The following is a 16,633-nucleotide window of genomic DNA, read 5'->3' on the forward strand; positions in this document are numbered from 1 at the left end:
TAATAGGATTATGGGGCCCGTAGCCTGGATCTAATAGAAACGGTTGACTTGGCCTGTGTAACTTAGCTAGGACATGGAAGCCCATGAACCGCTGATAGGATGTCCTGATGGGGCAGGGGGCCTCTTCCCATTCGCCTCGGCAAGGGAGGGGCAGAGACAGTTCCTCGAGGACGCGAGGTCTTGCGTGAGGAACAGGGTGAACCTGGTGGCACATGCCCCCACCGGGATGGGGAAGACCGCCGTGGCATTGACCGCGGCGCTGGAGACCACGCTGCAAGAGGAAGGCCTTGTAATTTTCATGACGTCAAGGCAATCTCAGCACAATGCCGCGATAGAGACCGCGAGGAGGATATGGAGGGTACAGAAGATAGCCGTCGTCGACCTCATCTCCAGGGAGGACATGTGCCTGTGCAGGAGGAAGGGAGAGGTCTGCCCCTGCCTGTCATCCGATGACTGCTATTTCCTCGACGAGAAAAGGATATCAGATGCTGCGATGAGGCTCCTTGACTATCCGCTCCATGCGACGGAGGCACAAAGGATGTGCCTTCGGGCGGGGGCGTGCCCTTGGCGCTCCGCCCTGAGGGCTTTGGCAGAGTCTGACGTCGTGGTCTGCGACTATAATCATCTCTTCTCGCCGACGGACGGCTCGATCATCGACCGGGCAGGAAGGGAGATGGACAGGTGTGTTCTCATTGTTGATGAGGCGCACGGTCTCCCGACAAGGATGGTCGAGGCCTGTTCCTCCTCCCTCTCAAGAGCGGCGCTGTTGTCCGCCTCAAGGTCGATCAAGGACCGCGCTGCCAGAAGAGCGCTCCAGGCCATGTTGAGGCAGTTCGACGTCCTCTGCTTCGGGCCACAGAGGGAGATCTCTGCCGAGGAGCTCGAGACCATTGTGACCGATGAATGCGGATTGTCCTGTCAGGAGCTGGCGGAGCTCATCTCCTCCTCCCTGAAGAAGAAAACAAGAGGGCCTTTGGAAAAGGTGGCAATGTTCCTAAGGGCCTGGAACGCCAACGGCTCCTCAAGCTTCAGGTACGCCGACCCTTCCACAGGCGAGCTGCACTGCAGGTTCATGGAACCCTGGTTGATGGCCGCGCCTGTGTTCGAGAAGATGAGGTCGTCGATCGTCATGAGCGGCACGCTCCACCCTCCGGAGATGTTCGCGGACCTGCTCGGCATCGGCGATATGAGCGCGTGCAGGCGCTACAGATCGCCCTTCGACCCCTCCAACAGGAACATCCTGGCGGTCAAGGACGTGACATCGAGATATGAGCAGAGGGGGAAGGAGATGTACACGAGGATGGCATTGAGATTGATGGAGATCTCAGATGCGGTGGAGGGCAATGTCGCGGCCTTCTTCCCTTCCTACGAGATGCTAGGTTCCGTCGAGGCGGAGATGAGGAGGCTGACCGGAGGCTCAAGGCTCCTGGTCGAGAGGAGAGGGATGGCCAGGTCAGAGAGGGACGCGATGCTCGTCTCCCTGCGTCGAGATGAAAGGTCGGTGCTCCTGGCCAACATATCCGGTTCCTTCGCGGAGGGTGTGGACTTCCATGATAATGTCCTGTCGGCCGTGGTCGTGGTCGGATGGCCGCTGTCCCCGCCGAGCATCGTCACGGAGGAGATGGTGAGGAGGTTGAGCGCGAGATATGGGCATGAGAGGGCGCAATGTTATGTGAGGACCTACCCGGCCGTGGCCAAGGTGCTCCAGGCGGCGGGAAGGGCCATAAGGGGCGAGAACGACAGGGCGAGCATCGTCCTGATGGACGAACGCTATGCGTCGATGGCGGTGAGGGGCGCCTTCCCGGAGGATTTCTGTTACAAGGTCAGCGAGGACATCGCGTCGGACCTGAGGGCCTTCCACCATCCAGAGAGCGGGGGCAAGGGGCCCGATGGTAAGGAGGGTGATGCGGAAAAAGGTTATTAGAGGCGACCTTGATTCTCGGCCGTGGAAGTAATCAGAAGGGGCGCCGAGGCAGAGATCCGCAAGGACGTGTGGATGGGGAGGGACGTCATCGTCAAGTCAAGGGTTCCGAAGGCATATCGGCATCCCGACCTGGACTCGTCGTTGCGGGCCTCGAGGACGAAGAACGAGGCGAGGCTCATACAGGAGGCGAGGAGGCTTGGGGTGCCTACGCCCATCATCTATGATGTGGACGTCATTGGCTCGGAGATGGTCATGCAGGAGGTCAAGGGGCCGAGGGTCAAGGACCTCCTAGAATCGGCCGAGGAGCCCGAAAGGGTCGATCTGTGCAGGGAGATAGGCAGGCTCGTGGCGCTGCTTCATAAGGGCTCCATGACGCATGGCGACCTCACCACCTCCAACATGATATTCTCCGAGGGGAGGGTCTGGTTCATCGATTTCTCGCTTGGAGGTAAGAACGCGACCGTCGAGGAGATGGGCGTGGACCTCCATCTCCTGAAGGAGGCGTTCCAATCAGCGCACTCGGGCATGCTGCATCTTTTCGATGTCATCCTGGCCTCCTACTCGGAGCATTTCGATAAGGCGCCAGAGGTCATCAGGAAGATCAAGGACATCGAGGACAGGGGGCGCTACACTTGAAAGAGCTGGCGCTCGTGACGTCCAACATGCACAAGCTGGAGGAGTTCAGGCACGGACTTGCGCCCCTCGGGTACAAGGTCAGGCACCTTGCGGTGGAATGCGACGAGATACAGGCGGACACCCTGGAGGAGGTGGTGGAGTGCTGCCTGGACCAGATAATGTCGATGGGGCATGACGGTTTCATCCTCGACGACTCGGGGCTGTTCGTCGACGCCCTCAAAGGGTTCCCGGGGGTCTATTCCAGCTACGTGTTCTCGACCATAGGGTGCGAGGGCATATTGAAACTGCTGGAAGGGGTCGAGGACCGTAGGGCGAGGTTCGAATGCTGCATCGGATGCCATATGAGCGACCGGGGCCGGACCGTCGTCAAGGGCGTCTCCCATGGAAGGATAATCGATGAGATAAGGGGCACGGGAGGCTTCGGCTACGACCCGATATTCATTCCCGACGGCTCAGAGAAGACGTTCGCGGAGATGGAGATGGAGGAGAAGAACAGGTTCTCCCACCGTGGCAATGCCATGAGGCTCTTCGTGGAGGCCTTGAGGTCGAAGGAGGGGGAGAGATGAAGGTGGCGGGACGCAAGGTCATGGTCACGGGATGCGCAGGTTTCATCGGGAGCCATCTCACCGACCGCCTCCTCTCGTTGGGATGCGATGTCGTCGGTATCGACAACCTCTCCGCTGGAAGGATGGAGTTCCTGTCGAACGCTTTCCAAGATGATAGGTTCGAGCTGGTGAACGCCGACCTTCTGGGCAATGGACTGGAGGACCATATGGAGGGTGTCGAGGTCGTTTTCCATTTCGCTGCCAACCCAGATGTGAGACAAGGCCCGAACAACACAAGGACTCACATCGACCAGAACATCTTGGCCACATACAGGGTCCTTGAGGTGATGAGGGCCAATGGTGTGAAGGGCATATGCTTCCCCTCCACCTCGACGGTCTATGGCGAGCCGACCGTCATACCGACGCCCGAGGATTATGGCCCGTTGCTGCCGATATCCATCTACGGGGCCTCGAAGCTCGCGTGCGAGGCCCTCATATCCTCATACGCGCACACCTTCGACATGGAGGGCGTCATCTACAGGTTCGCGAACGTCGTGGGGCCTAGGAGCACGCACAACGTCCTTCACGATTTCATCAGGAAGCTCAGGGAGGACCCCTCGCGGTTGGAGATACTCGGCGCGGAGCCGGGGACGAACAAGTCCTATGTCCACGTGTCGGATTGCGTAGAGGGCATGGTCATCGGAGCTGAGAGGGCGTCGGAGCAGGTCGCCGTCTACAACATAGGTTCCAAGGACAGGCTGAACGTCAAGGGCATAGCCGACATCGTGGTCGAGGAGATGGGGCTGCGCGATGTGAGATATGAGTGGACCGGCGGGGTCAAGGGAGGCAGGGGATGGGTTGGCGATGTCAAGGAGATGCTCCTCGCCATCGATGCCCTCGAGGCCAAGGGCTGGAGCCCAAAGATGGGATCTGAAGGGTCCATAAGGCGGGCGGTCAGGGAGATACTCGGCAAGGCGTGATCATCATACGATATCGATGGTGTAGAGGAAGTCGGTGTCCTCGAAGGCAAAGTCGTTGATCCCCAGGCCTGTCGGCACCGAGAGGGTGGGCATGCCGCCGCAATAATGATAGCTTGTGGAGTCGAGGACGAGCCAGTATCCCAATGCATCGATGAGGAAGAACGCCCTGACCTCAAGGCCATAGTGAGAGCTTATGGCGTCCTGTACCTGCTGCATGGTGCCCGGTGTGTCGCCTACGTATACCGTGGCGAACGCATGACCTTTTATGAAGTTCATCCTCGCGTTCCCGCCGAGCTCCAATACCATGGAGCAGAGCAGGAGCGCCTGGTCCTCGCAGTCCCCGCCTCCCTGCGCAATGGTCTCGGAGGCCGAGAGCCAGACGTCATTCGGGTCATTGACATATTTTATGTTCGAACGGACCCAGTCGAAGGCGGCGACGACCTCTTGGATATCGTACGAGGAGGCTATGTCGAATCCCTGGACTATATTTTTCACTGCATCCGCCTCGACGAGGTCGTTGACCCTCTTGAAGTATCTCACCGGGTTGTCAGTGATGTCATAGGACCTGTCCGTGCCCAGAGGAAGGATCTCAGAGCTGTGCCTCTCGCTGCGCACCTCGCCGAAGTCGTACCAGGCCCCGAACTTGTTCTGCGCGGACAATGATATCACGATGGCGTAATCGGCCGAGGAGACCCCTGATGGGGCCTGGAAGTAGATGGCACCGAGGTCGGCGGACCTTCCCTTGGTGATGTTGACATTGACGACCTTGTAGGTCGAGATGGAATGGTCCGGCCATTCGATCCCGACTGAATAGATGTGCAGCTTGGTGTTGCCTGTGTTGGTCAGTGTGATGTTGAGCGAGCCGCCGAAACCGCTATAGACCGGCGTGATCCACCACCTCATGCTGAAGTCCTTGCTTGGAGGTGATGTCGCTACGGGAGAGCCTGTCCATGCGACGAGCGCCGGCCCGATCGTGAGCGAGGGGGCCTTGAGGTCCTCTTTCTCGAACCCGTCGGGGACGAAGCTTTCCCAGTATGGTATCAGGATGAACAACAGGGCTATGAACACCGTCGCCGCGGCGATGCCTATGGTGGCGGCCTTGGCCAAAGGACGCATGAGGTTCTGAACGGAGCTGTAAGGATTAAAGGATATTCAGGAGGTTCCGGCATCCGATAATTTATGCGACAGGGCATGGGACGTGAGGGGGAACAGCCATGATAAACTATATTGATAAGTTCTGCATTAGAGCGGGATACCTGGGTCTGTGGGGTAGCTTGGTCCATCCTTCGAGCTTTGGGAGCTTGAGACCCCGATTCAAATTCGGGCAGACCCACCAATCAATTCATTTTGTATTTTCTTTATTATTTATAAATAAATATGATAATACAATCCGACAATTGTAATAATACGAATTATATCAGAGGTGAAATCAAGACTTTAAGCAATAATCATTTTAAAAAGCCTGTCCCCAGTGTCGGGACCTTTTCCATCCTTCTGATATAATGTTTTTGAACCTACGAATTGATTTCTTGATGTTCGGATAGCGTATGCATTCTTTCCTTCGAGTACCTTTACCATTTTTTCTTGGACTACATTAACAGAAATAATCGCTTGGGTGCAAAAGTATTCGATTTTATTTAAAACTGAAAATAAACTTTGACCAGTATTTAGTACGGCATCCACCAGAATGACATATTTATTTTTAATGTAAGGCAAATTGTATTCAATATACTTATTAAAATAAATAGAATCTGGTGATGACCATAGGGTGTCATTCTTTTCGTCCAATAACAGAAGAGTGCAATCTAATTCATCAACGATGCCCAATCCAAAACAAAGGCCGGATCGCATGAGACATAAAGTGGTAAATTCCGCAGGATTTGTTTGTTTGAAATCCTGAGTGATTTGTCGACCCATAATTTTGCCAAGTTCGTAGTGTGCCAATCTAAGCTTTTGACCTGTCACGCCAGAATCGCTTTTACAAATCTCTATGTGTATATTAACTTCGCTCGGGCAAACCTCAGATAATATCTTCATGGATGCTCCCCACAACATCTACCCCATGAAAAAAGAATTTGTTGTACACAGGTTGTTTAATTGAATGCCGATTTGCTAATAAGTATGTTTGGAGAGAGGAACTTATCTTTTGAGTGGCAACAACATAGCTATTGTCTGCCATTTCGAGCATTATATAGTCATTCATGCTATCCCCAACAGCAACAACCCTCTTTCCTCGCTCCCTGAGGAATTTCGCAATGTAACCCTTTAACATATCGGATACGACCAATCTGTCTGTGTTGAAGTTGCTCCCCCCTATAATTACATCGGGGAAGCCATTTGATTGCCTAATTATTTCCCAACTTTTATACAGACCAGAAGTTATTCCTACGAAATAACATCTATGTATTAATTTCACATCGTTTATGAGGGGCCAATTCAAAGATACACCTTTTGCAGCTTTGGAACAATAGTAATCATAATTATTTACCATTGAGTACCTCACGGCCATCTTCCAGAACTGGTATGAAGAGTATCTATTATCCCCAAAGGTTTCTTTCATGATTGTTGGACTTATGCCAGCGTACGTTAAGAAATCATATGTCACGTCATTTAACGCCAGAGTTCGATCACAATCTAATAAGCAGATGATATTTTTCCCAGAAGAATTGTTGATGATGTCTTGGACAATTTTTTTCGCGTTAGCGATTGTATCAGTGATTGGTTCCTTTTTTAATATTAGGTTGAAATATTCTAAAGCAGCTGGTATATCAGAATCGAATATTACAAGGTCCTTATCACGCATCACACATTCTTTTCTTAGGCCTTCAATCTCAAAATTTTTCCATGCATCAATGTCTTGGGTTCTAAGTCCTCGGTATTTCTCATTTTTATCTGAATTCTGCAATCTTTCAAGATTTTTATTAGATGGTGTATCCAGATAAACAAATAAATCATAGCAATCAGCATCATCCTCCGTAAACACTACTCTGAAGGTCCCGTTCATATCTGGGAAAGAATAATGCCCATCAACAACAAGGTGCTTACCTATCTGTTGATTGACGAATCTAATGAAATCCTTTCTTATTGTTTCTTTATCGTGCTCCGGGAGGCTTTTGAACTTGCCATTCGATCTCTCGTCAAGCCACTTAGAGCCCTGGATGTGTATAACCTTATCTAAGTGAGTAATAAAAAAATCTTTTCCACTCCTCGGGAGACCATAAATAGCTACTTTCACAAAGCTTCCTCCCGTCCATTTGTCGATGAGAGTGGGAACGTCTTTTGTTCTGCAATATGTGAGTCGTAATAACATTGATTTGGAGAGTTCGAATGAAAACGTTTCATGTTAAGTTCAACATCTTGAATTGGTGTGTCGTATTGACCTATGACATAATCTTCTAAATTTATAAAACGCCCACACGGGAAGATATTCCCATTTGCATAGAAAATGTTGGTTCTCCCGACCCCACATTTCATACCATACACAGTGCAATCATATGAGTCCATTTTCTGCAACTGGCGCATATCAAAACCTTGAACTAAGGCTTCTAATAAAAAATGTTCAAATGACTCTGTGGAAATATTTAGTCCTAAATCGTATCCGCCGATCATTCTGGAAAAGCATACCCTGTTGAATCCATTGCTCTTAAAGAAATGAAAGACTTTTTCCCTCATTTCAATTGTCTTTGCGTGCACGGTGCAATTGATAATCGGTTCTTCGCCAAACATTGATGTGTAACGCTTAACTGCATCCATCACGACATCAAAGCTACCACTATCATCATGCCCCTTCCGACAGAGATTATGCAATTCTCTATAACCATCAAGTGAAAAGTTGAGATTGATTTTATTTTTCTCCTCTTTAAAAAATGATAATATTTCTTCTGTTACAAGTGTCCCGTTTGTGATTGTATAAAATGAAAATAAATCACATCTTTTTGAATAATTTATTATTTTCTTGATAAGGTCGAACTGCAATAATGGCTCGCCTCCGCCTACGAGACCTATCTTGAACCGTTCTACCCTCCTCTCCTCAGCATATTCCATAAAATTATCTAAGATGAGCTTGATCTGATAGAATGTCATATTCTCATGCTTTGCTCTATTTCTTCTAAGGTGACAATAGCTACAATTCATATTGCAATCGCCACTAATAGAAATGCACGCTCGATCAATCATTTAATCTCCCGCCAGTTATGATTATCGTGCTAAATTTTCTGAGCGAAAGAGTTTTTTAATCCGCTCATTTTTAATAGCATAGTCCTCGGCAATCTTTCCTTCTCTGCTTCTTACATCTTTGTCTGTCCCATCAATCAGTAACTGAACAATTTCAGGGTGGTTCCTTATGCAAGCTTTCATAAGTGGAGTGTAGCCATTGTTATCTTGCTGGTTCAGGCATGCTCCTTCTTTTATCAACAACTCTGCTATTTCTTTAAATCCGCTCCAACAAGCAATCATAAGTGGAGTGTTTCCTGCATTCTTACCATTACTTCCCAGGTCAAAGTCGCAGCCTCCAGCAATAAGTTTTTTCACGATCTCTATGCTATTTAATTGAACTGCATGGGAAATGGGTGGAAGTTCATACTTGCTCATATCCATTTTGTTGATGTCGGTACCAGGGAGGGAAAGGAGGAAATCAATCGCTTGTAAATCCCTATTCCTAATTGCCTGAATCAAGGGAGTGAACCCCGAATTTGGATCGATTTTATTAATGTCTATACCTCTTGCCAGAAGCTTTTGAGCTTTATCCAGACGCTTGGCCTTAATCTCGCTAAAGAATTCTTGCGTGGCCACTTGATCGTACAAGCAAGCATCCTCATATAGGATGCTACTATATTCGCTTAGAGATATAAATTTGAGGTTTGGAGCGAATTTCTTTTGCAATGAAAAATATATGTCATCTGAAAGAACATTAACAACGGCATTTGGATGTTCACGGGCCTGAAGGGATGCCATATAGATGATTCGGTCATCATTTGTTTCCCTCTTCGATTCATCGAGAATATATTCCACCTTGCTACCAGGCTTCTTTAAATGTTCTTCGAGTCCAGCCATGGCCACCCATGCTTGCTGTCTCATCTTATGATTACTTTTTTCTTTGATGTGATTAAGCTCTGATATGACTATCTCTGAAACAAGGACCTTATCGAACTTTCTAACTAATTCCTCAATTAACCTAGGCCTCTTCAATAAAACTGATGTGTCAGGAACTATCCATGACTCAACATTCACATTTATTCCTAGAATCGAATCTACGCTCACCGAAAATGTTTTACTTATGAGAATTAATTGTTCCGACGTTGGAATTACTTTCCCGTTCTCCCAATTTGAAATTGTTGGCCTAGCGACACCAAGCTTTTGTGCGAAATCCTCCTGAGATAAACCATTTCTTTCCCTGAGGTTTCTAATCTTAACCGCTATTGAGGAGTAATCATTAAAACTCATAAAAAATGTAAACAACTCATACTTTTTATAATTATCGATATTTTTATATTTTTTAAATGTAATATATAATTACAATTGCTCGGAATTTGTAAGAATTATATACACACGACAAATTATTATATATAATATCATAATAATTTTATTAAACATATTTCTAATCAATGAAATTATATAATAATAAAGATGAGATTATCAATAAGCACAATGGAGATTTGTTTCAAATTATGGTCCAAAGATGTGGCCTTAGAAATTTGAATAAACCCTTTTTTCGAAATGGTTATTTTTGATACGATTTGTTGCTTTACTGAAATTGTAGTTCCACCCAATATTTTTAGAAGACTGTTGCACTTATTAAATCTGGATAGTATTATAAGTTTGATTTGAAAATTATTATCTGGGATGCACTTTATGGTTCAAAAAGGACTCGCTCGAAATAGGGGAACGGCTGGCCCCGTACAGGGGTTGCTCAGCAAACCCCAGTGGGGGGATTTTCAGGCGTACATCGGCGGCCTCATCCTGAGAGATGATGGCGACAAGAACATTATGGACATCGCCTCGTTCGCGTTGGACGGCAAGAGCCAGAGCTCCTTGAATGGATTCCTGCATCGCTCCGGCAACGCTCTCCGCCGGGCGGACCGCCTGCGGCTCTAGATATCGATGCAGGGGCGTACTGGAGATCGTTTGATTATCGATGACACCTTGATTGAGAAGACAGGCAAGACATGGAAGGCGCTAGATTCATCTTCGATCGGGGTCAAGGCAGGAACATCTGGTCACACAACTTTGTAAACTGCGTCTGGTCTGACGGGACCGACACGGTCCCACCGTCCTTCAGGACCTACCTGAAGGACAACGTGGCTAAGAAGATGAATGGAATGTACCGTATGAAGGTCGAGAAGGCGATTCAGCTCATCTAGGAGATTAAGCGCTGACAACTACGTTCTATCTCTAATCATTGATGGCCTGCTTGAACCTGTTTGTTCATAGGAATTATATCAGTTCGCAATCTAGAACAGCATATCCCCAATCGACGAGTCATCACGTTAACCGTCCGATTATAGAACCTGTTGCAGGGCGCACAGAACACTATTTTCAAGGGAGTGGGAAGGGTACATGACTGATTATTTCGACATGGAAGAGGAGGTCCTAAGGTACATTAAAGAAGGAAGTACGTTAGGAAACCTTCCTGTCAAAGAGGCGTGGATTGCGCAGGGCATCCATTTGACCTTTGATGTTGTACGGTCCGAAGTTCCCGTAGAGGACATGACGCAGAACGTTTTGGACCAGTGCTTCAATGGTCCGCGACCTTCTAAGATCAGGGCGTTCGAGACCCTTGTGGACATGGCCGAAATAGGATACGCATCAGATACATCACTACAGATACTCAAAGATCATCTGGGCAAGGACCCTGCGTTCACAAAAGCTGTCTCCAGGGTGTTGTTGTTTCATACATGATGGAGATATTATAAAAAGGTCCCCGATTAAAAAATTAAGAACCTCAATGCCGTTCGGTGTTGACATTAAGGTATTGAGATAATATGTTTGGAAATCACCATACAAATGGAAATCTTATAAAATCGTGCTGAACCAATTTCTTGGCTCTAGAATGACATGTTTCGTTGTCGATTTTCATTGAGTTTTAGATTGACATTCTTTAATATTTTATCGATTGTCGCGAGATTACCAGAGCCCAACAAAATTTCACCAAGGAGCAATCTTTACCCCCGATATTGACTACATCTGTGAGTTCATCGCATTTACTATTTGTTCGTAGAACAGGTCCATCGCCCTTGGGTCATCGAGGTCGGTGGCGGCAATTTCGATCACCTCTATGCCCATCGATCTCAATCTGCTCCGTATCATGCGGTCCCTGTTTTTGACGCCTTGATTTCCATGGATGTTCCTTGATAGCCCGTCCAGATAGATCGCGATGGTTATCTTGCCTTCTAAATTCCTATAATAGAAGTCTGGGTATGTTTGGAACCGCTTATCAAGTTCGACCGTTATCTCGCCCTGTGGCTCAAAGCCCCAGATACCCTTTTGCTTAAGCCAGGCAGCCAATCTATCTTCTGCTGAATTCGTACATCCCCAATCCTCTCCCCAGATCGTCACACAAGGGGGGACGCTGCCTATCTTTTCAACCGTTCCCTTGAATTCGTTCAACATTTTGACGGCCAACCCTCTGTCCAATTTTTCATGATCGACCATGTTGCGATAGGTCTTCATACAGTCGTAACATGCTTTGGCACAATTGCCTGGACAATTCTGTAGCACCCTTGACCCGGTCTCGATGATCTCGGACCATCTTTCGATTATCTGATCGATCAAGCCCGATCCTCCTGGCATCGGATCGTAAAGCATGACGTCGAACATCCCGTCCATGTTTGGCAATATAATTATCTGAAGGTCCTCTACCTCCATTTCTAAAAGAACGGCCGCGGCGATCCTTATTCCTTCTGTCAGGTTTATCGCCTCATCTAAACTCACCAGCCCTGAGAACAGCAAACCATCTACCTGAGATTCGGTGTAAAGACCTAACCGGGACGGGGCCACGCTACAGCTGACCTTATGTTTTTTCTCGAAATCCTTTATTGTCTCATCCGAAGCGTAAGGAGACCGGACAGCCCCACAGACAGCGCATATCGGATAGCCTAGATTCTTATCCTTGACCTGGTCCGCCGCACCTATATTGACCAATCTGACCCTTTGTCCATGCCTGTGCTCGAACTCCTTTCTTACCGTAAGTCCTGTCCTATATCTATCGATCCCACGATGCTCATTGCGAAGATGACCAGTCATGAAGACCGGCATCCTGAAACGTCCTTCCTCTTCATCGGACACGAGCGAGATAAATGCCAGTTCAACATCTCCGATCGGGATGGCCCCGAGTTCCTTTACATCGTCCGACCGATAATCTGTAGGTGTCTCGTTAATCTCATAAATTGACTGTTTATTGACATCGACCATGAACTTGTCTGGGCTGGTCTGACCTCTGTCCAATGGTAAATGATAATATGAGGTCTTGTAACGTCCGCCGTTTGCATAGATGATGTTTCCAGGAACGAACTCCTGTACAGCCAAAGTGTTCGGACGTGGGAGATCGAATGATATGGGCCTCGAAGAGGTGCTGTAAGACCTTACTGCAAAACCTATGGTATTGCCCTGACTGGACGTATAACCTGGCAGGAAGCCTTCTCTGGCCAATACGCTCAATGTATAATTTTCCAGGTCGCTCTTGGTTATCTTCTCAATGTAATCCTGACATCTCTTTTTCAGACGTTTCTCACCTTCGTCCAATGAAACGACGTCCTTTTCTTTTTCTGACAGGTTGTCCCTGGTCATCTTCGCCCACATCATCCTTCTGTGGATCGTCTTCACATGTTCAGCGAGCTTGAGGCCTGTACTTGAGATGTATTCTCTCAATCTCACCTCTTCGACCTCTGAGATCGCATCGAGGGGCCAATTCTCCTTGAACACGCCATTGATATACCGCTCGATCTCTGGACCTACAGATTCTATCGTTCTCTGCAGCGGGGAGGTGTCGAGCGGTCTGTGACGATATTTTCCGTTCTCATCTATGATGTAATCCCTGATGAAATTGGGAAGGTATTTACTGAGCTCAGACGTGATCTTCGGGTCGGCGCCATCGGCCTTGGCCGCTTCAAATAATTTGGTCAGCACGCACGCATGGACATGCTTCTCGATCATGACCGGATTGCGTAGGTTGAACCTCGGTGGGCCTATGCGCCCCGACAGTATGCGCATCGGTTCCTCGAAGAAATACTCATCATGGACGCTTTTCCTGCAATACGTGTAAATGACGGCCATCCTATGTCTTCGGCCCGCCCTGCCTGCCCTCTGCCAATAGTTTGATGAAAGAGGGGGGACGTTGCGCATCAGGACCATGTCCAGGGCCCCGATGTCTACCCCGAGCTCGAGGGTGGGCGTTGCCACGAGGCAGTTGACCGCCCCATTGGACTTCTTGAACTCCTTCTCTATGTCATGACGCATCTCTTGCGGGACCTGAGCGGTGTGCTCTTTTGCCACCAACATGGTGAAGTCCCTTTCCAGAAGGCTGACGTCATAATCGTTCTCAGATGGTTCCTGTCTTTCGAGATGTCCCCTGCAATTATATGCTGTACAGACCATCCTCGGTGTCGCGCGGGTATGTGACCTGCCACAGATATTGCACACGAATTTCTCGTTTTGGATCACTATTCCGATCTGGCTTGAGTCGACCTGATAGGCACCTGAGCTTCCCGGAAGCGGACGCCCTCGATGATCTATCAATGTCACGGATTTGAGCAACTTCCATTTAGAGACCAGCGCCGACCAGATGTCTTCCACGAAATCTGTTATCTGTCCTTCCTCGACCCCCCATTTTCTAGCCAGATGCTGGACCAAGGTGCTGCCTCGATCGGAGAGCAATTGCGTGATGTAGTCCTTCTTATCATTACCTTCTCTCCTCAGCTTCAGACCTTTTGGGGGATAATCCCTGTAGGGAAGGTAACCGCGCAGAACATCAGGGCTCCCCTCTGACCAACGCTGGGTGAAGATGGGCTCGACAGGGTCGTAAAAATGTCCCTGACGGCGGAACACGTCCAACAGGTTCTCGATCCCCAGGACAAGGTCGGTGGTGGAGATTCCATATTTCACTGCCAGGTCCTGGACCGTCCCATCGCTCTCATCGAGCCCGTAGTAGATGACCTTCGCCTTACCCCAACCTTCCAAGTTCTCCGACTTGCTGAATGAGGTGACCAGCTCCCTTATCAGGAGTATCCTGAGGTAACGTTTCATTTGATCATCGAGGTGTGTAGTGAACTTTTCCTCCACCTCTCCTACGAAGACCTCGGGGGCCAGTGCCCTGGCAAGGTCGTTGTTCTTTTTAAGCTGCTCCTGGAGCCTGCGTTGTATGTCCCCTATTGACATAGGTGAACTTGCATCTTTGATGATCAGGTAGATCATGTGGCGCAAACGATACCTTCTGGCGTGGTCTGCCATCCATGCGGCCTGGAACGCCGCGTCCTGACGGTTATCGGCGAACACGATCAATTTGCGGTTGTCGACAGCCTGTGAGTTGATCATATTCTGCGCCATGATATGGACATCTGCGACCTGGACGGCGCTCAGGGGACGGAGCGGGGACCTTTGCTTCCCTCCAGCCCGACCACCGGATTGACCACAGCTTGGGCAAGAAGAGACGAAGCCGTCATTATCGGTCTTGATCACGTAGATAGGCAGCAGCTCGTCCTTCTTGGCGCATAAGGGGTTCGAGCATTTTATTGATGACATCCAATGTATGGAGCCGCAATGCCTGCACAGATACATCAACTGCCTTTTCTCGTCCAATCTCCTAGAATGTTTTTCGCTGTCCTCGAGGTCCTCCTCCTCTGAGACAAAACGATTTGTGAATACTACCGTACGTCCTTCTCCTTCTGGACTGACCCTGAGGAATGTGTTCTCCCCAGAGATTTCCCCTACGAGTTCTTCTCCATTTTGGACCGCCTGATGTACCTGGGTCTGGAAGTAATGCTGTCCGCAGTTGCCGCAGCTCAGCACCGGGTATATGACCTCTGGAACCACATCCTCGGTGTGCGCTGCCTTGGCCTTTGAAAAATACAGCCTCGCCTGGGTCTGTCCTTTTTCAATATAGAGCGTTGCGACGGCACCGGTCATTCCTCGGACAAAATAATGCAGCTGAGGTCTCAGCAGCGGAACGCCATCTTTCTCCGCTGCCGCCCCTAGGGCGAGATATGTAAGCACCTCGAGGGTCGCATTCGGATCCGGGTCTTTTCTGTCCAACCTGTTCCATAGCTCCTTCGTCACCATCTCGATTGGCTTCGGCTCGCTTATGATCTCGAACAGGGAACGGACCACCCCATTGCGGCGGAGGACGTCGTACAGGGAAGACCTCCAATCCGAGGATACCTTGATGCCTGTTCCGATCTTATCGATGATCTTAGATGCATATTCCATCCCTCTCTCTGAATCGACCATCTCCAAGGCCATATCATAGAGCCCGGCCGCTTCCTCACCGAATTTATCTGGAACAATATTTTCCTCTGCCCAATCCTGTTCATCATACCGTTCCTTCACCAGAACGACCTTTTCCTTATCTACACCGAAAAAACGATGAGCGAACTTTCTGGCAGCATCCTTGTCGTTCGGGTCGACGATGGTCGCGCTGGTGCCGATGCAGATCACATCATCGGACGTCTTCTTGCAGAAGGCCCTCAGGCGGCGGATGAGGACGGAGACCTCGGCACCTCTCGAGCCGGTATAGGTATGGGCCTCATCGAAGACGATGAACTTCAAAGGGGCGTCTGAGAACATGCCCAGGTCCTTACCTCTGGTGAGGAGGAACTCCAGCTGGTTAACGTTGGTGAGCAGCAGACGTGGAGGGTCATCCCTCATCTCCTCTTCAGATATCCTTTCCTCATAAGGAGCGAACGACGTGGTGGGATCGTCAAGATATCTTTTCTTATAGGATTCTACATGCTCGGGCCCCTCGCCTTCTTTCATCTTGACCAGGCCCGTGACGTTCTCATTCTTCTCAGGCGTGGACCCGACATACATCCCGTACGTGATCCCTGTTCCGACCAACAATGGCCTTAATCTTTCCAACTGGTCCTGTGCTAGGGCGTTCATCGGATAGACGATGATCGCCACGATGCCTTTCCTGGCGTTCTGGTCTTTTAACCTGAAGCAATGGTCCAGTATAGGGTACAGGAAGGCCTCCGTCTTGCCCGACCCCGTGCCGGTCGAGATGAGGCAATGCTTTCCAGAGGTGACCGCGTCAAAAGCGTCCTGCTGATGCGCATACATCTTACGGATGCCGTTCCTCGAGAATATCTCCTGGATGCCGGGATGCAATCTACCAGCTCGGACCAGTTCATCGAGGCCCGCACCTTCTGCGAACGATCGCGAGAGGGATATGTACGGTCCCTTTATCAGCTCGGACCTGGCGCTGTGAAGTCCGAGCATCTCCTCGGCCTGACGTGAAAGGTCCTTGTCAGAGAGGGGAAAGGCAGATAGCTGATATCGAAGGAACTGGCGATTGACATCTTCGGCGAATGCAATTGGGTTTATCGTCATTGTTCTTCCCC

The 16,633-nt window shown here is 49.4% G+C and carries 13 protein-coding genes and 1 tRNA gene; 8 read left to right on the forward strand and 6 right to left on the reverse strand.

Going from position 1 to position 16,633, the window contains the following annotated elements; all coding sequences use genetic code 11:
* Positions 1-73: 73 nt before the first annotated feature.
* Genes HPY73_02700 through HPY73_02715 form a run of 4 tightly spaced genes read left to right on the forward strand, consistent with a single transcriptional unit; the run spans position 74 to position 4,085 of the window.
* Positions 74-1,924 (forward strand): ATP-dependent DNA helicase, encoded by a 1,851-nt coding sequence (locus HPY73_02700; protein QLH74467.1) that lies wholly within the window; start codon positions 74-76, stop codon positions 1,922-1,924.
* A gap of 21 nt (positions 1,925-1,945) precedes the next feature.
* Positions 1,946-2,560 carry a Kae1-associated serine/threonine protein kinase gene (locus HPY73_02705; GenBank protein ID QLH74468.1) on the forward strand — a complete coding sequence of 205 codons (615 nt, stop codon included), beginning with the start codon at positions 1,946-1,948 and terminating at the stop codon, positions 2,558-2,560.
* 26 nt (positions 2,561-2,586) lie between these two features.
* A complete protein-coding gene (rdgB, locus tag HPY73_02710) occupies positions 2,587-3,126 on the forward strand; it encodes an RdgB/HAM1 family non-canonical purine NTP pyrophosphatase (GenBank protein QLH75624.1) in 540 nt (179 codons plus the stop codon).
* Positions 3,123-4,085 carry an NAD-dependent epimerase/dehydratase family protein gene (locus HPY73_02715; protein QLH74469.1) on the forward strand — a complete coding sequence of 321 codons (963 nt, stop codon included), beginning with the start codon at positions 3,123-3,125 and terminating at the stop codon, positions 4,083-4,085. The genes rdgB and HPY73_02715 overlap by 4 nt, the downstream gene beginning before the upstream one ends.
* Before the next feature lie 3 nt (positions 4,086-4,088).
* Here the strand turns inward: HPY73_02715 and HPY73_02720 are convergent, their stop codons facing one another.
* Entirely contained in the window at positions 4,089-5,201 is a 1,113-nt protein-coding gene (locus HPY73_02720) for a transglutaminase family protein (protein QLH74470.1), read from the reverse strand.
* Positions 5,202-5,343: 142 nt separating this feature from the next.
* Between HPY73_02720 and HPY73_02725 the strand changes: the two genes are divergently transcribed.
* Positions 5,344-5,421, forward strand: a tRNA-Pro gene (locus HPY73_02725).
* A gap of 101 nt (positions 5,422-5,522) precedes the next feature.
* On the opposite strand, the gene HPY73_02730 is transcribed toward HPY73_02725, so the two are convergent.
* The 4 genes from HPY73_02730 to HPY73_02745 form a co-directional block, all read right to left on the reverse strand.
* Positions 5,523-6,122, reverse strand: a complete 600-nt coding sequence (locus HPY73_02730; protein ID QLH74471.1) for a phosphoribosyltransferase — start codon at positions 6,120-6,122, stop codon at positions 5,523-5,525.
* Positions 6,106-7,320, reverse strand: a complete 1,215-nt coding sequence (locus tag HPY73_02735) for an HAD hydrolase family protein (GenBank protein QLH74472.1) — start codon at positions 7,318-7,320, stop codon at positions 6,106-6,108. The genes HPY73_02730 and HPY73_02735 overlap by 17 nt, the downstream gene beginning before the upstream one ends.
* Complete coding sequence (locus HPY73_02740) at positions 7,317-8,219, reverse strand: radical SAM protein (protein QLH74473.1); 903 nt, start codon at positions 8,217-8,219, stop codon at positions 7,317-7,319. Before HPY73_02740 ends, HPY73_02735 begins: the two co-directional genes overlap by 4 nt.
* Positions 8,220-8,282: 63 nt before the next feature.
* The gene (locus HPY73_02745; GenBank protein ID QLH74474.1) at positions 8,283-9,527 is read right to left on the reverse strand and encodes an ankyrin repeat domain-containing protein; all 1,245 of its coding nucleotides are present in this window, start codon (positions 9,525-9,527) and stop codon (positions 8,283-8,285) included.
* A gap of 408 nt (positions 9,528-9,935) precedes the next feature.
* Between HPY73_02745 and HPY73_02750 the strand changes: the two genes are divergently transcribed.
* The 3 genes from HPY73_02750 (at position 9,936) to HPY73_02760 (ending at position 10,982) form a co-directional block, all read left to right on the forward strand.
* Positions 9,936-10,178 carry a hypothetical protein gene (locus HPY73_02750; protein QLH74475.1) on the forward strand — a complete coding sequence of 81 codons (243 nt, stop codon included), beginning with the start codon at positions 9,936-9,938 and terminating at the stop codon, positions 10,176-10,178.
* A 71-nt stretch (positions 10,179-10,249) separates the two neighbouring features.
* Positions 10,250-10,444, forward strand: coding sequence for a hypothetical protein (locus HPY73_02755; protein ID QLH74476.1), 195 nt, complete (start codon positions 10,250-10,252; stop codon positions 10,442-10,444).
* 196 nt (positions 10,445-10,640) lie between these two features.
* Complete coding sequence (locus tag HPY73_02760; protein ID QLH74477.1) at positions 10,641-10,982, forward strand: hypothetical protein; 342 nt, start codon at positions 10,641-10,643, stop codon at positions 10,980-10,982.
* Between the two features lie 279 nt (positions 10,983-11,261).
* Here the strand turns inward: HPY73_02760 and HPY73_02765 are convergent, their stop codons facing one another.
* Positions 11,262-16,622 carry a DEAD/DEAH box helicase gene (locus HPY73_02765; protein ID QLH74478.1) on the reverse strand — a complete coding sequence of 1,787 codons (5,361 nt, stop codon included), beginning with the start codon at positions 16,620-16,622 and terminating at the stop codon, positions 11,262-11,264.
* Between the last annotated feature and the right edge of the window lie 11 nt (positions 16,623-16,633).

The organism is Methanomassiliicoccales archaeon, from assembly GCA_013415865.1.
GTDB lineage: Archaea > Thermoplasmatota > Thermoplasmata > Methanomassiliicoccales > UBA472 > MVRC01.

What these genes read in the sequence shown, in the direction of transcription:
- HPY73_02700 (QLH74467.1), top strand. Translation starts at nt 74, where the DNA reads ATGGAAGCCCATGAACCGCTGATAGGATGTCCTGATGGGGCAGGGGGC.
- rdgB (QLH75624.1), top strand. Translation starts at nt 2,587, where the DNA reads ATGCACAAGCTGGAGGAGTTCAGGCACGGACTTGCGCCCCTCGGGTAC.
- HPY73_02715 (QLH74469.1), top strand. Translation starts at nt 3,123, where the DNA reads ATGAAGGTGGCGGGACGCAAGGTCATGGTCACGGGATGCGCAGGTTTC.
- HPY73_02720 (QLH74470.1), bottom strand. Translation starts at nt 5,201, where the DNA reads ATGCGTCCTTTGGCCAAGGCCGCCACCATAGGCATCGCCGCGGCGACG.
- HPY73_02730 (QLH74471.1), bottom strand. Translation starts at nt 6,122, where the DNA reads ATGAAGATATTATCTGAGGTTTGCCCGAGCGAAGTTAATATACACATA.
- HPY73_02740 (QLH74473.1), bottom strand. Translation starts at nt 8,219, where the DNA reads ATGAATTGTAGCTATTGTCACCTTAGAAGAAATAGAGCAAAGCATGAG.
- HPY73_02745 (QLH74474.1), bottom strand. Translation starts at nt 9,527, where the DNA reads ATGAGTTTTAATGATTACTCCTCAATAGCGGTTAAGATTAGAAACCTC.
- HPY73_02750 (QLH74475.1), top strand. Translation starts at nt 9,936, where the DNA reads ATGGTTCAAAAAGGACTCGCTCGAAATAGGGGAACGGCTGGCCCCGTA.
- HPY73_02755 (QLH74476.1), top strand. Translation starts at nt 10,250, where the DNA reads ATGGAAGGCGCTAGATTCATCTTCGATCGGGGTCAAGGCAGGAACATC.
- HPY73_02760 (QLH74477.1), top strand. Translation starts at nt 10,641, where the DNA reads ATGACTGATTATTTCGACATGGAAGAGGAGGTCCTAAGGTACATTAAA.
- HPY73_02765 (QLH74478.1), bottom strand. Translation starts at nt 16,622, where the DNA reads ATGACGATAAACCCAATTGCATTCGCCGAAGATGTCAATCGCCAGTTC.